We start from the raw sequence: 13,545 nt of genomic DNA, 5'->3' as shown, positions 1-13,545 counted from the left end.
CTTCCCTCTCAGCCCCCCGAACGCCATGTCTCGCCTGGTTGTCCTGCTCCTTGTTCTCCTGATCGCCGTGCCTCTGCAGGCCCAGGACCTTGTCCTGCATGCCGGTCGCCTGCTCGCCATCCCCGGGGAGACCGACGCCACGAACCAGACGGTGGTCGTGCAGAACGGCCGAATCACGTCCGTGATGGATGGATTCGTCTCTGCCTCTGACGCCGGTCTGCCAGACGCGAAGGTGGTCAATCTCCGGGAGCACACGGTGATGCCCGGCTTCATGGATATGCACACCCACCTGACGGGTGAGCGCGATCCGGAGCGCAATCCGCACGCATGGACCACCAAGATGGACGGCGACGTGCTCCTTGAGTCCCTGCCGTATCTGGAGCGCACGCTCATGGCCGGGTTCACTACGGTGCGCAACACCGGCGCCAACCATGAGATCATCCTGCCGCTCAAGCGTGGCGTCGAGGCCGGCCACATTGTCGGTCCGCGCATCGTGGCTGCTGCCGGAGGCATCACGCCGACAGGCGGGCACGGCGAGCTGCATGGCTACCGCGAGGATATCCTCCATGCCGTGAACAACAGCGTAGGCGTCTGCGACGGTGCCGACGATTGCCGCCGGGCTGCGCGTGCCTTGATCAAGCGCGGGGCAGACTGGATCAAGATCACGGCCACTGGAGGCGTGCTTTCCAACACCGCTGCCGGCCTCGGCCAGCAATTGATGGACGATGAGCTCGTCGCCATTGTCGAGGCGGCGGCGTCCATGGGGCGCAAGGTCGCAGCGCATGCGCACCAGGCTGAAGGAATCAACGCGGCGCTAAGGGCGGGCGTGGCGTCCATTGAGCATGGCTCGTACGCCGATGACGAGTCTGTGCAGCTGTTCCAGGAGACCGGTGCGTATCTGGTGCCGACGCTCTATGCCGGGGTGCACCTGCTGGAGGAGATGGAGGTGAATGACAACATCCCACCGCCCATCCTGGCCAAGATCAATGAGGTGATTCCGAACGTGAAGGCTTCCTTTCAGCGGTCGCTGGCGGGCGGAGTCAACATTGCGTTCGGCACCGACTGCGGCGTGTGTCCCCACGGCAAGAATGCGCGGGAGTTCGAGCTGATGGTGGAGTACGGCATGGAGCCCATCGCCGCCATCCGATCCGCGACCGTGATGACGGCCCGGCTGCTTGATCGCACGCACGACCTCGGTACCATTCAGGCCGGCAAGATTGCGGACATCGTGGCCGTGGCCGGCGACCCGACGGCGGACATCACGGTGCTGAAGTCCGTGGACTTCGTGATGAAGGACGGGATGGTGTACAAGGCGCCGGAGTAGTCGGGCAAGGGGGCGGAGCAGTGGCACTTCCAACATTGTGGGCGGGCCATTGAGCTTCGGCGTAGGCAGGCCGATACCGACTGCAACCGGAGTCTCCTTCAGTGCTGCCCCCAATCCCGTGCGCTATTTCTTCCTGTTGTTTGTGCTCGTCGCTGCGTGCGATTCCACCGGGACGCTCGGCGAGAATCCCGACACGCCTTCGGAAGAGGTCACCTACCGAATCACGTCACCCACGCCATTCGAGATGGTTGTCGGGTATACGGTCGGGCTGAATGAGCCTTCCGTGGCGAATGTGCAGGCCACTTCGCCTTGGGAAGCCAGGGTCCCTGATTTTGATGGGCTGAAGGCAGTCCAGTTTGCCACGGCTTCGGCGGCCGACTCGGTTACCCTGGAAATCTTGAGGGGGAGCGAGGTCCTGCAGCAGACGGTTTTCGCGCCGACCAGCGATGGACGCATGTATCACGGCACGTTCGCTGGTCTCCGCGTCTATCCGTTGGACGGACACATCACCAGCGCTGGAGAGGGAGACGTGGTGGTCGAAGTCAACGGGGAGCCAAAATTCCAGAATCCGTGGCCGGGCGAGGTCCATAGCGACGTGAACTACGTCCTGTTTGCCGGCGATACCCTCCGGGTGGCGAGGACGAAAACGACGCACTCGATTCTTTCTCTGCACACCATGCTTTCGGGGTCAGCCATGCACCTCGCTTCCCTCAACCACGATCAAGGGCCGTGGGAGGGCACGTGGGTGTTTGGGCACGTGTACTGATGAGTCGGAACGTGAGGTGCCGGCCGGTGTGTGCGGTGAGTCCGGCCGGTCTCCTGGCATGTTTCCTGGGGAGCCAATCCACCGCGACCAGCTGTTAGTGGTTGTGTCGCGGTGACTGTCAGCACGAGAAGTGCGATTATCCGGACCAGGTCAACCTCGCCACGCGGCAATCAAACGCACATGTTTCGAATCAACGGGCTCCGGCATCGATACGGAAGCGAGCTGGTGCTGGAGCTTGATGTCTTCGACGGAGACCAAGGCTCCCGGCATTTGGTTCTGGGCTCTTCAGGCAGCGGTAAGACGACGCTGCTCCATGTGATGGCCGGACTTCGGCGACCCACCGAGGGCAACGTCGTGGTTGCAGGGCAGGACCTGACCGCCCTCCAGGGCCATGACCTGGATCGATTTCGGGGACGCCACATCGGGATCGTCTTTCAGCGCATGCACCTGTTCGCCACGTTGACCGTGGAGGACAACCTGCTCATGGCCCCGTTCATGGCCGGTCTGCCGCAAAAGCGGGATCGTGCGCACGAGGTGCTTGAAAGCCTCGACATGCGCCACAAAGCTTCAGCCTACCCGCGTCAATTGTCGCAGGGTCAGCGGCAGCGAGTCGCGATCGCCCGGGCCGTCATGAACCACCCGGAGGTTCTTATCGCAGACGAGCCGACTGCCAGCCTGGACGATGAGCGAGCCACAAAAGTGCTGCAGCTACTGATTGGCCAGGCGGCGGCCAACAATGCCACGCTTATCGTCGCCACGCACGACAACCGCATTGCTTCTGAGTTCGAAAGCCGACTGGTTCTGCGGGCCGGTGCGGAGGTGGCGGCATGAATCTGTTCCGACTGAGTGTTTCCTACATGCGCCAGCGCACGCTGGCGACTTTGCTCAACGTGGTTGTGCTGGCACTGGGTGTGGCGACCATTGTGGTGCTGCTCATCGTCAGTACACAGGTCCGAGACAATCTGTCCCGCAACTCAACGGGCATTGACCTGGTGGTCGGTGCGAAAGGCAGTCCCCTGCAACTCATCCTGTCGGCCGTCTATCACATAGACGCACCGGCCGGTAACATCCCGATCGATGAGGCACAGCGTGTGATGAACGACAGGGGTGTGGAGTTGGCCATTCCGATGGCCCTTGGGGATTCGTATGAGGGCTTTCGACTCGTTGGTTCGACGCTTGACTATCCTGCTCATTACGAAGCAACCCCGGCGGAGGGGCGGTTCTGGGAAGCCGAAGAAGAAGCCACAATTGGTGCGCGGGTAGCCGCTCAAACCGGGCTTGCCGTCGGGGACACCTTTGAGAGCCTGCACGGGCTGAGTGGGGAAGGGGAAGAGCACGAGAATGCCCCAATCGAGGTGGTGGGGATTCTTGCCGAGACCGGCACCGTGATGGACCAGCTGATCCTCACGAGTATCGAGACCATCTGGCATGTGCACGGAATCGAAGGGCACGAGCATGCCGCAGAGGCTGCCGAGCACGATGCAGGACATGAAGGGCACGACGCCGAGAACGCGCCCGCGGCGGAGTCGAGCCGTACTTCGCGACCTGGCCCGGGTGGTCCGCGGTCTCCGGAGGCCCCTGAACCCGAGTACACGGCGCTCCTGATCCAATACTCCTCTCCAATGGCCGCCGCCGCATTTCCGCGATGGGTCAACACCGAGACCGACCTGCAGGCGGCCGCTCCGGCCTACGAGACCGCGCGCCTGTTCAACCTGCTCGGGGTGGGGTTCGACGCCCTGCGCATTTTCGGGATGGTGCTCGTACTGGCGGCCCTCCTGAGCGTGTTTGTGGCGCTGATCAATGCGCTGAAAGAGCGGCGATACGATCTGGCCATGATGCGCTCACTGGGCGCTTCCAGGACGCGACTGATGGCGCACGTCCTGTTGGAGGGGCAGCTGCTGGCCGGAATGGGAGCATTGCTGGGGCTGGCGGTAGGGCACGCCGCGGCAGTGATGCTCGCGTCCGCATTCGAGGAGAGTCGCGGGATGGCCATTGACGGATCGACATTCGTTCCAGGTGAGGGCATGGTGGTTCTCCTGATTCTTGGCGCCGGTCTCGTGGCCTCACTGATTCCGGCTATTCAGGCCTACCGCACCGACATCTCGTCTGTGCTGGCTGATACCTGATGCAGGCAACCACCGGCATGATTCGTTCGTACGACCATTTCTCGGTCCAACTGACACCCACCATGAAACGCCTAGCCTCACTCCTGAGCCTCGTCCTTCTGGCCACCACGGCATCTGCCCAAAAGGTGGTCGACTGGAATTCCCTGGCCGAAGTGACCTATGCGGAAGTGGAGTCCGAGTCAGATGGCACGACGTGGGTCCCGGAATTTCCGCAGGCAGTTTCCGACCTCAACGGCACCAAGGTCCGCGTCTCCGGATACATGATCCCGCTAGACTTCACCGAGGTGCAGACCAGCTTTCTGATCAGCGCCATGCCGGGAGACGGCTGTTACTTCCACATGCCCGGTGGTCCAGAGACGATCGTTTATATCGAGGCTCCGAAGGGTGCGGATTTCAGCTACGGCACGGTGGAGATGGAGGGCACGCTGGAACTGCTCAAGGACGACCCGTACGGCTTGCTGTACCAGATCAAGGACGCGAAGCCGGTCGAAAAGTAGGCGAGGCCTAGAAAAAGAAAGCCGCCCACCCGAAGGTGAGCGGCTTCTCTGAGTGCCCAGGACTGGAGTCGAACCAGCACGTCCTTGCGGACACCGCCCCCTCAAGACGGCGCGTCTACCTATTCCGCCACCTGGGCAGGTGGTGCGGCGCTGAATATCTCCGCGCCGCCGCAGAACCGCAAAGATAGGTCGCGGGATCCCGTGAGGGCGCGGGTCGGCGGCTCTTAACGAACACTTCGGGTGCGGCACGGCACGGCCGGCCGCTCGCGTGCCATAGGCATTCAGCGCCCAGCCGCAGACCCCATCGCCCGGGGCCTAGCCCGCCGCGGCCCGAATCGCTGCCGTCAGGGTCACCAGCGGCCGCGCCTCCTGTACCTGCGGAGAGCGTACGAGCACCTCAAGCAGATTCTCCACGTCCCGGCGCGTAGGTCGGGTGCCACGGAACGGCAGCCTCAACTCATAATGATTGCCCGGCGCTGCCTGCATGCGGACCTGACCAAACGGCGCATACAGGTCCCGCAGATGGGCCATCTGCCCGCCGGGGCGCAAAGTCACGCCCACGTACCCCGGCAGCACGACATCGACGTTGGTCCTGAACATCAGCACTTTGTCCGGCAGGAGGTTCGGTCCCGGCTTGAGCGTCACGTCCGTGAACTTGACGGGGTAGTAGTTCGGCGCGTCCACAATCACGTCCACGTCCCCGTGGCCAAGCCCGGTGAGGACCACCTTCTCGGCACCGGCCTGAACGCGACCGGATGCCAGTGTGTCAGCGTAGCTCCCGGACGACAGCACCAGCACGTCAACGCAGCGCATGAATCGCCGGCCGGTGGTCGCGCTGCCGTCCTCCTCCTCGAGCCGAATCGTCAGATTGGCATCGCCGGTGGAGAAGACGCCTTCCTCCAGCGCTGTTTCGCACGGATCCGGTCCGCAGCCTGCCAGCACGAGTATTCCCAGGACAAGAACCGATCGCAGCATGCCCCAAACTAGGGCGCAGCGGGCTTACCGGACCACCGTCAGCGTGCCCGTTTCGACGGACCGCGTGGTCACGAGGCGGGTCAGGTAAACCCCGGGCGCCAGTCCGGACGCTTCCAGAACCACTTCATGCGTCGTGGCGCCCCGGAACCCATCGACCAGCCTGGCAACCTCCCGACCCTGCATGTCGTGCACGGTCAGTGAGACCGGCCCGGCCTCGGCCACATTGAACTGCACGACGGTGCGTTCTGCAAACGGATTCGGGTAGTTGCTGAGCGATGTACTCCGTGGCAGCTCCGAAGCCTGCGTCGCCAGGACCGATGCGGTGCGAATGGTGACCTGCCCTTCGACACTCTTGCCGATTTGGTCGGTAACGCGCAGGGTCACCGTCGCGTCGCCTCCCATCGGCACGCCGGACACTTCGCCCGTGAACGGGTTCAAAGAGAGCCCTGGCGGCAGGGAGCCCGAGATGATTTCAACCAGGTAGTCGGGCACGCCCCCCGACACCGGCTGCGCACTGTAGGAGAGCGCTCGGGCGGTCAGTTCCACCTCAGCGGCGATGGCCAGCTCGTGAAACGGTGAGGTATTCCGCAGTTCGTACCCCACGTCCTCGGCCATCAGCAGGTCGGTCTTGGTGATGATCCACCGCTTGGGCGCCATGATGCCACGCCCGCTCGCCAGCTCAGATCCGAACACGCCGCGCCGGCTGGCCGGATCCACGATGTAGGCCTCGTTGCCCTGGTCATAGATATGGTCATACCGGTCCACAATCGCCGGCCCACCGAGGTAGTCGATCACGCGCGCCGCGGTCGATCCGCCGAGCGACTGCAACTGTTGCCATCGGGTGTGGCCGGAACTGAAGAACAGGGCGTGCCCGATCTGGTGATGCACCTGCGAGTGGAAGTCGACCATGCCCCGGGGGTGGTTGTCGTTCTTCCACCAATCGTTCTCGTTCGTGTAGAAGGCCCAGCCCAGCAGGTTGCGGTTGCCGCGCATCTCCATGGCTACATGCCCTGCGGCGGCCAGGTTGATCGGCCATCCGCGACGGGTCTGGAATCGCCCGGAGGCCGCGCCGCCGGAATACAACCCCACGTTTTGCATGCCCCAGGCATAGAGCAGAAAGCCCTGATACGAGACATCATTTGTCACCCAGTAGCCAGACAGAAAACCGTCAGGATTCCAGATCCAGCTGCGTGAACTTCCGCGCTGGACCTCATCCAGGCCGTTGTCGGAGAGGAAGTAGGCCCAGTCGTCGGCGGCCTGCTGCGTCTCGAAGCGCACTCCGGGGTTTGTGTAGAACGCGGTCTTGTCGTGCACGGTGGACAGCGTCACTTGGAAGTCCAGGTCACGCTCCCGGTCCTGATCGTCTACCACGATCGGCACCACCATCGACTTGAGGCCATCGGACGCTGTATGCACACCAATCCAGAGCGAGTGCGCCTCGTCCCGGGTGTCGCGGTCCGGCCAGATGGCCACCAGCACGGGATCGCTGACCTCGCCCTTTCGCAGCTGCAGAGTCAGCTTCGGGCCCGTATCCGTCATGGTGTTAGGCTCCGCATTCGGAAATCGCCGATCCGCGAAATGCAGGCGCTGATTGCTGCCGGCAATCTGGACGGTCGCGGGCAGCCAATCCTCGGGCACCTCCAGCGAGAACTCCACGGCCGGGTTGGCAATCTGGCCTTCCCAATCAATCAGCCGGATGGCGCGCGATCCGATGTCCCGGTCAAACCGATCGCGCACAACAATCTGGCCCGCGCTGTCAACGACAGCGACGATGCTGAGGACAATCAGGATCAGGAGGCCCCGCATAGGGAAAGGGGCGCGTTTTACTCATCGGCGTAGCCCTCCCAGCCGACGCCGCCTACTGTACACTCGGCTTCGCCGTCCGGTCGGACATCATCGGGTACGTTCAATTCGACCCGCAGTCGTTGCAGCTCCGTTTCGAGTTCGCTTCTGATGTCCGAAAAGTCCGGATTGTGGTACTGGTTCACGAGTTCGTCGGGGTCCGCCTGCAAGTCAAACAGCTCCCAGTCGTCCAGCGTGTAGAAATGGATCAGCTTGTACCGGTCCGTGCGCACCCCGTAATGACGACGTACACAGTGCCATCCAGGGAACTCGTAGTAGTGATAGTAGAAGCTGCCGCGCCACCCGCTGGGTGTCGTAAATGTGGCCATCGGATCGGGCGGGGTCTCGTAGATCGGGACGGCCGCCCCCGGGCGTGTAGCCTCGATCAACTCCATCGCCTGCAGGTTCGGTTGCTGCCCCCCGGATTCGGCCGCCTCAAAGACCGGAAGCAAGCTGCGACCGTGCATGGCCTCAGGAATCGCCACACCGGCAGCCGAGAGAAAGGTCGGCGCAAAGTCCACATTCGAGACCAGCGCGTCGCTCACCGACCCGGGAGCAATGGTCCCGGGCCACCGCGCAATGAAGGGCGTACGCAGGGACGGTTCATACATCCATCGCTTGTCGTACCAGCCGTGTTCGCCCAGGTACCAGCCCTGGTCTGATGCGTAGATAACCAGTGTATTCTCCGCCAGCCCGGACTCGTCCAGATAGTCCAGCACGCGTCCGATGTTGTCATCCAGACTCTGGACGGAGCGCAGGTAGTCTTTCACATAGCGCTGGTATTTCCAGTTGACGAGCGCATCGCCCGAAAGATCAGCCTCCCGAACGGCGTCATTCCGGGGACCATAGGATTGATTCCAGCGCTCCAGTTGAGCATCCGTCAGGTTGCCCGGCGGCGTGATCTTGAGGTCATGCCCGTTCAGGTTGTCGGCGATGCGCATCACCGAACGCTCCGCCGCGACGGTTCTGCCACCCTGATAGTCGTCGTAGAACGACTCAGGCATGGGCACGTCCAGGTCCGCGTAGTCATCCAGATGGTCCGGGCCGGGCGACCAGTTGCGATGTGGCGCCTTGTGTTGGTACATCAAGAGGAAGGGACTGTCGTCCGCGCGCTGGTCCAGCCAGTCGAGAGCAAGATCCGTGATGATGTCGGACGTGTAGCCCTCGACAATTGTGGTGTCGGTAGCTGTGCGAATGGGCGGATTGTAGTACGGTCCCTGCCCGATGAGCACCTGCCAGTGATCGAACCCGGTCGGCGCCGACTTGAGGTGCCACTTGCCGATCATGGCGGTTTCGTAACCGATCTCCTGCAACAGCTTCGGGAACGTCATCTGTGCCCCGTCAAAGGACTCCACGTTGGTGATCTGACCGTTTGCGTGCGAGTACTTGCCGGTAAGCACGGTGGCCCGGCTGGGCGCACAGATCGAGTTCGTGACCAGGCAGTTTGTGAACAGCAGCCCCTCGGAGGCAAGCCGGTCAATATGCGGCGTGCGGTTGATCTTGGAGCCGTACGCGGAGACGGCCTGCCGGGCGTGGTCATCGCTGAAGATGAACAGAATGTTCGGGGGCGATGGGCTCTGCGGCGCACAGGAAGCACACAGTAGAAGCAGAGCGGCGAACGCAAGCGGTCGGAGGGGGGCGGAAGCGGGCATAGCTCGTTATATTTCTTCAACCAAGGCCGCCCCTCATGAGCCGGGACCATCGCCTGGAGGATCTTGCAGCCGTGTTCGTGGGACTTGCCCACGGAGCAGACGGCAGCATGCACTTCCTGGAATTTACGCAGATCGCAGACCACCTCATTCGCTGGAAGGATCCCGGCGACGAAACCGACGTGTTGGAGCTGGTCGACGAGACGGTTGCGCGGCACTCACCGCCGTTTGTGCTCCGGGCCGTGGAGCGTCTGGCGAAAACCATGTCCGAGCGCGAGCTTCGGGCCGTCATGGAGGACCTCTCCCAGTTGGCGCTCGCCGACCGCAAATTTCTCCGGGAAGAAGCCGAATACATAGTCTGGGTGGCCAACCACTGGAAGATCACCGACTCCGGGGTCGGGGGAGGGGCGTTTTCATCCGTCCTGCGAGCTGCCTGGGCAGGACTTTAAACTCAACCGCATGCATCGATCCTATCTGGTCCTGCCACTCCTGGTCGTCCTGGTGGCAGGCTGTGTGACGACCAAGAAGCGTTATCAGGACGCGTTTGCCCAGGAACAGGCCGGCAATTGGGTGGCGGCCGCCGAGGGCTACATCCAGGTCCTCGAGAAGGATCGCAATTACGAGGATGCGCGAGCGCGGCTTCAGGACACCGGCGAGCGGGCCATCACGCTGCTGTGGAATACGGTCGAGGATCTGGAATCCACCGGTACGTTCGCGCTTGCCGTGCGTGAACTGGATCGCATGCAGGCCCTTCGCGACGGTGCGGAAGGCGTCAATGTTATCCTGACCCTTCCGGATGCCTTTGAGGACCGCCGAAGCTTTATGGTGGAGGCCGCGCTTGATGCGATTCTGCGCGACGCGGAGGACGCCATGGTCAACGGCCAACCGGACCGTGCCCTGGATCTCCTGGAGGGCGCACGACGCGATTATGTCCTGAGTGACGATCGTCAGTTTGAGGTGGATCACCGCCTTGCGGATGCGCTGTTGACGCTGGCCCGCGCGGACCTTGCCGCAGGCCGTCCGAAGAGTGGCTACGACACCGCGCTTCGTGCCGTCGAAATCCTGGATCCCTACGACGACGACGCAGAAATCGCGGCCCGGGAACTGGCGGATCTGGCGCTTGCAGAGGGCATCCGAGTGCTTGCGCTGGTGCCGTTCTGGCGCACCGAGACCTGGCAGCGAAATGCTCCAGAGGATTTGCGCGCCGACATGAATGACGCGATCGCGTTCGGCGAGGCGGGGCGGCGCTCCGAGTTTATCGCCGTGCTGGATCCGGGCAAGACCCGCCGAGGCGTGCGCGCCATGACACTCGACGCCAAGGTGTTGACGCGCGCCGAGATGCGCGACATCGGCCAGGAATTGGACTCGGACTACGTGCTGGCAGGGGAGTTCACGGGATTTCTGGAGAACGAACGGATCCGCCGAACCCGAGAGCGGGATGCCCGGACTCGGGGTCGGGGCGGTGTGGACACCACCTACACCTGGCGGCAGATGGATATCCGTCTGCAGGCGACGGCAGCGTGGCGAGTGCTCGACGTGGTTACCGGTGAGTTTGTGCTCGAGGGCACGGCAGAATCCGATGCACGCGGCCGGTTCGAGCGGGCGACGTATCCGGGGAACTGGCGATCACTGGACCTGCCGGGTAGCGAGCAGCTTCTGTTTGATCCGGAAGAGTGGGCCAGGCAGGACCGACAGCTACACATCGAGCTGTCGGACAAGCTTGCCGAGCGCATCATGCGCCGGGTCGAGGACGGGCTGGAGCGACTGATTGACTGACCGCGCCGGCGGGCGTCGAGCTACTCGCGGGTCCGCTCGGACGTGGCCCGGGGCGCATCGCCCGTAAACTGATCCTCTTCCGGGATCTGCAGGTAGGGTCCTGTCTGCCGGGCGGGGGCGGCCTGCTCCGTTTTCGCAGTGGTGGAGCGCTCGCTTCGCGTGCGTGACTTGCGTGACGCGCGATGGGCAGCGCCGGCAAGTTCATCCATCAGCTTCTGCGACTTGGCGTACTGCCGGTCCGCCATCAGGCTGGTGAACTGCCGGCCCAGGAACGCGATCACGCCTGCAATGGCGGCCCAGGCTAAGAAGGCTGGCAGGCCGCTCAGATTGAGGCCCTCGAATACAATCGGCAGGGCAATCATCGCGAAGATGACCGGGAAGACCAGACCGGGCACGGCCAGGACCTCGTTGCCGTGCAGTAGTTCGATCTCCGTGACACCGTTTCGGTAGGTCGTGATCAGGTGACCCCGGGTGCCGGAGTCTGAGCGAAACGTCAGCTGGCGCGTGGTACCTCGGCGCTCCGTCGTGCCCGTGTTTTTGGTCCGGCGACGGAGAATTGTGAGCATGTCTTCCCACGTCTCGTCCGAGAGCGGGCCTTCAACAGTCCGGACAAACGTGCTGGACATAGGGCCGCCCCACCAGGCCTTCTTCCGCCCTTCCGCGTTGGCATTCAGTTCTCCTGCGGCCGCCAATACGAGAGCCGGATCAATGCCGGCGTCGGCCGCCAGGTCCTGGATTTCGTTCAGGGACAATCCATAGCCCGTCTTACGGGGCTGCTTGCCTTGAATCTCGGCAGCGCGTTTCAGCACGCGGCCGATTTCTTCTTCGGTATAGATGCGATCTTGCGGCACGCGAAAAGATAGGTCAACCCGGCTCATTCCATGACCGCCGCCAATCGAATCAACTGGAAGCCCATATTCCTGGAAGCCATGTTTGTGGTGTTCGGCGTGTTCGTGGCGCTGTTTGCCAATGACTGGTGGGCGGAACGTCGCGCCGTGGAGGAGGCGAATGGGCTGCTGGGCACCATCGAGTCAGAGATTCTGGACAACCATGCGCTGGTTAGCCAGTCGGCGTTGTACCACATGGAGCTGTCCGGCCGGCTGTACGCGGCCATGGGCGCGGGAGAGCGCCTCAGCCCGCGGGATTTCGAACGGGGATTCATGTCGCTCAACGAGCCCCTGGCCGCCGCCTGGTCCACAGCCGTGGAAGCGGACGCTGTGCCGAATATGCCCGTTGTCGTGGTTTTGTCCCTTTCGCGCACCTACCAGGAACAGGAGCGCTACCGTACCCAACGCGCGATGCTGGCAGAACTGATCTATCAGGGCATGTACGATGGCGGACTGCAGGCGCTGCCCTCAAGGCCGGGTTCGCACGCAACACTGCTGAGTTCGTCGATCTTCCTGGAGTGTGGGCTCCTGGACCTATACCAGTCCTCGTTGCAGGTCCTGGGCCGAGAAGCCCCGCCGCAAATGCCTCAGGGCTGTCGCGACATACTGAATGGTGCCGGACGCTGAGGTATCATGGCAGGAGCCCAATCCCTCCCTGCCATGCGTTTTCTCCCCCTCCTTCTGATAGCCGCCTGCGCCGCCCCCGAGCCGCCGGCCACCGCTGAAGCCGACCGTGTCGTGCCCGAGCCGCAGTACTCGCTGACGGCGGACCAGACCCACAACAAGTTCTCCTCGGCCATCGAACCCGTGCTGCGCGTGCCCAGCGGCAGCGTCATCGAGGCGTTCACCGAAGAGGCGTCCGATGGGCAACTGCTCGCGGACGCGACCATCGAGGACGTCGTCAACCTGGACTTTGAGCCGATTCACCCGTTGACGGGGCCTGTCTATGTGGAGGGCGCTGAGCCAGGCGATGTGCTCAAGGTCACCCTGCATGAGATCGAACTGGGCGAGTTCGGCTGGACGGCCATCGTGCCCGGATTCGGATTCCTCGCGGACGAATTCCCCGACCCGTACATCAAGACCTACACCTTTGAGGACGGCGACGTGTACGCCGACTTCGACGACGGCATTCGCATTCCCCTGGAGCCCTTCCCGGGCGTGATGGGCGTGGCCCCGGCAACCGATGAAATGCTGTCCACCATCCCGCCTCGCGCCAACGGCGGCAATATGGACGACCCCAATCTCGTGGAAGGCACCACTGTGTATTTCCCCGTCTTCGTGGAAGGCGCCCTGTTCTCGATAGGCGATACGCATGCGGCCCAGGGCCTCGGCGAGGTATGCGGGACGGCCATTGAGGCGCCGATGCGCATCGTCTATGAGGTAGAGGTGATCAAGGGCGGGGTGCCAATTGCCGAGCCGCAGTACGAGAATGATGAGTACTACGCGGTCACGGCATATGCCGAGACCATTGACGAGGCCGCACGCAAGGCAACCCGGTACATGATTGACCACCTTGAGGCGACGCGCGGCATGACCCGCTCAGACGCGTACGCGCTCCTGTCCCTGGCGGGCGACCTGAAGATCGCCGAAGTCGTGGACGTGCCCCACATGCTGGTGACCATGCACCTCTCGAAAGCGCTTTTTTCGGAGTAGCGCTCGGGACGACCGCTTGTCGCGCGCAGTCGCGGCCCGGCGTCGGTCGG

Annotated in this window: 13 protein-coding genes and 1 tRNA gene; 9 read left to right on the top strand and 5 right to left on the bottom strand. The window is 63.1% G+C overall.

Going from position 1 to position 13,545, the window contains the following annotated elements:
- The first annotated feature begins 25 nt into the window (after positions 1–25).
- From JJ896_15910 to JJ896_15890, 5 genes are all read left to right on the top strand, one after another.
- Positions 26–1,324, top strand: coding sequence for an amidohydrolase family protein (locus JJ896_15910; GenBank protein ID MBO6781140.1), 1,299 nt, complete (start codon positions 26–28; stop codon positions 1,322–1,324).
- Positions 1,325–1,442: 118 nt separating this feature from the next.
- Positions 1,443–2,090 carry a hypothetical protein gene (locus tag JJ896_15905; protein MBO6781139.1) on the top strand — a complete coding sequence of 216 codons (648 nt, stop codon included), beginning with the start codon at positions 1,443–1,445 and terminating at the stop codon, positions 2,088–2,090.
- 180 nt (positions 2,091–2,270) lie between these two features.
- Positions 2,271–2,921, top strand: a complete 651-nt coding sequence (locus JJ896_15900) for an ABC transporter ATP-binding protein (protein ID MBO6781138.1) — start codon at positions 2,271–2,273, stop codon at positions 2,919–2,921.
- Positions 2,918–4,216, top strand: coding sequence for an ABC transporter permease (locus tag JJ896_15895; GenBank protein MBO6781137.1), 1,299 nt, complete (start codon positions 2,918–2,920; stop codon positions 4,214–4,216). The genes JJ896_15900 and JJ896_15895 overlap by 4 nt, the downstream gene beginning before the upstream one ends.
- Before the next feature lie 62 nt (positions 4,217–4,278).
- Positions 4,279–4,713, top strand: coding sequence for a DUF3299 domain-containing protein (locus tag JJ896_15890; protein ID MBO6781136.1), 435 nt, complete (start codon positions 4,279–4,281; stop codon positions 4,711–4,713).
- A 53-nt stretch (positions 4,714–4,766) separates the two neighbouring features.
- Here the strand turns inward: JJ896_15890 and JJ896_15885 are convergent.
- The 4 genes from JJ896_15885 to JJ896_15870 all read right to left on the bottom strand — a co-directional run bounded on the left by JJ896_15885 (position 4,767) and on the right by JJ896_15870 (position 9,182).
- Positions 4,767–4,850 (bottom strand) — tRNA-Leu (locus JJ896_15885).
- A 178-nt stretch (positions 4,851–5,028) separates the two neighbouring features.
- Positions 5,029–5,688: a hypothetical protein gene (locus tag JJ896_15880; protein MBO6781135.1), complete on the bottom strand. Its 660-nt coding sequence runs from the start codon at positions 5,686–5,688 to the stop codon at positions 5,029–5,031.
- A gap of 24 nt (positions 5,689–5,712) precedes the next feature.
- Positions 5,713–7,494, bottom strand: a complete 1,782-nt coding sequence (locus JJ896_15875; protein MBO6781134.1) for a T9SS type A sorting domain-containing protein — start codon at positions 7,492–7,494, stop codon at positions 5,713–5,715.
- A gap of 17 nt (positions 7,495–7,511) precedes the next feature.
- Positions 7,512–9,182, bottom strand: a complete 1,671-nt coding sequence (locus JJ896_15870) for a sulfatase (protein MBO6781133.1) — start codon at positions 9,180–9,182, stop codon at positions 7,512–7,514.
- Positions 9,183–9,217: 35 nt separating this feature from the next.
- Here JJ896_15870 and JJ896_15865 point away from each other — a divergent pair, with 35 nt between their 5' ends.
- Together JJ896_15865 and JJ896_15860 are read left to right on the top strand one after the other, a co-directional pair.
- Positions 9,218–9,628, top strand: a complete 411-nt coding sequence (locus JJ896_15865) for a TerB family tellurite resistance protein (GenBank protein ID MBO6781132.1) — start codon at positions 9,218–9,220, stop codon at positions 9,626–9,628.
- A gap of 10 nt (positions 9,629–9,638) precedes the next feature.
- The gene (locus tag JJ896_15860) at positions 9,639–10,955 is read left to right on the top strand and encodes a hypothetical protein (protein MBO6781131.1); all 1,317 of its coding nucleotides are present in this window, start codon (positions 9,639–9,641) and stop codon (positions 10,953–10,955) included.
- A gap of 20 nt (positions 10,956–10,975) precedes the next feature.
- On the opposite strand, the gene JJ896_15855 is transcribed toward JJ896_15860, so the two are convergent.
- On the bottom strand, positions 10,976–11,806 hold the full coding sequence (locus tag JJ896_15855; protein MBO6781130.1) for a hypothetical protein: 831 nt from the start codon (positions 11,804–11,806) through the stop codon (positions 10,976–10,978).
- Positions 11,807–11,836: 30 nt separating this feature from the next.
- Between JJ896_15855 and JJ896_15850 the strand changes: the two genes are divergently transcribed.
- Both JJ896_15850 and JJ896_15845 read left to right on the top strand, forming a co-directional pair.
- Positions 11,837–12,469, top strand: a complete 633-nt coding sequence (locus JJ896_15850; protein MBO6781129.1) for a hypothetical protein — start codon at positions 11,837–11,839, stop codon at positions 12,467–12,469.
- Positions 12,470–12,502: 33 nt separating this feature from the next.
- Complete coding sequence (locus tag JJ896_15845) at positions 12,503–13,495, top strand: acetamidase/formamidase family protein (GenBank protein ID MBO6781128.1); 993 nt, start codon at positions 12,503–12,505, stop codon at positions 13,493–13,495.
- Positions 13,496–13,545: the final 50 nt, after the last annotated feature.

Source organism: Rhodothermales bacterium (assembly GCA_017643395.1).
GTDB lineage: Bacteria > Bacteroidota > Rhodothermia > Rhodothermales > UBA10348 > JABDJZ01.
Note: the sequence above shows the minus strand (reverse complement) of the source record. Positions and strands in the feature narration are given on the sequence as shown.

Coding starts and splice junctions, on each gene's coding strand:
- JJ896_15910 (MBO6781140.1), top strand. CDS start 26: ATGTCTCGCCTGGTTGTCCTGCTCCTTGTTCTCCTGATCGCCGTGCCT.
- JJ896_15900 (MBO6781138.1), top strand. CDS start 2,271: ATGTTTCGAATCAACGGGCTCCGGCATCGATACGGAAGCGAGCTGGTG.
- JJ896_15895 (MBO6781137.1), top strand. CDS start 2,918: ATGAATCTGTTCCGACTGAGTGTTTCCTACATGCGCCAGCGCACGCTG.
- JJ896_15890 (MBO6781136.1), top strand. CDS start 4,279: ATGAAACGCCTAGCCTCACTCCTGAGCCTCGTCCTTCTGGCCACCACG.
- JJ896_15880 (MBO6781135.1), bottom strand. CDS start 5,688: ATGCTGCGATCGGTTCTTGTCCTGGGAATACTCGTGCTGGCAGGCTGC.
- JJ896_15875 (MBO6781134.1), bottom strand. CDS start 7,494: ATGCGGGGCCTCCTGATCCTGATTGTCCTCAGCATCGTCGCTGTCGTT.
- JJ896_15870 (MBO6781133.1), bottom strand. CDS start 9,182: ATGCCCGCTTCCGCCCCCCTCCGACCGCTTGCGTTCGCCGCTCTGCTT.
- JJ896_15865 (MBO6781132.1), top strand. CDS start 9,218: ATGAGCCGGGACCATCGCCTGGAGGATCTTGCAGCCGTGTTCGTGGGA.
- JJ896_15860 (MBO6781131.1), top strand. CDS start 9,639: ATGCATCGATCCTATCTGGTCCTGCCACTCCTGGTCGTCCTGGTGGCA.
- JJ896_15850 (MBO6781129.1), top strand. CDS start 11,837: ATGACCGCCGCCAATCGAATCAACTGGAAGCCCATATTCCTGGAAGCC.
- JJ896_15845 (MBO6781128.1), top strand. CDS start 12,503: ATGCGTTTTCTCCCCCTCCTTCTGATAGCCGCCTGCGCCGCCCCCGAG.